Consider the following 236-nt stretch of genomic DNA (forward strand, 5'->3'; position numbering starts at 1 on the left):
GGGATACTTACAACTTTAAAGTCGGTACCCAGCCATTAGAAGAATATCCAACGTTTGCAGAATGGGATCAGCAGTTTGATGGCTATTGCGGAATCTATGCGCCAAACAGCGATCACTATTACAACCACCTGCCAGTATGGAACGCGGGCAACGCTTACTTCAACGGTGCCCAGTCATGCAGCAAGGAGCAGATCCAATTCGTCGACGATAAAGATCAAGTCGTCCTGGAATTGGAG

The 236-nt window shown here is 47.9% G+C and carries 1 pseudogene; it reads left to right on the forward strand.

The annotated features are described in order from the left end of the window. Nucleotides 1-236, forward strand: a pseudogene (locus LI126_RS15145) (right-handed parallel beta-helix repeat-containing protein); the annotation flags it as partial.

Source organism: Mediterraneibacter sp. 210702-DFI.5.30 (assembly GCF_020560115.1).
GTDB classification, from domain to species: domain Bacteria; phylum Bacillota; class Clostridia; order Lachnospirales; family Lachnospiraceae; genus Mediterraneibacter; species Mediterraneibacter faecis.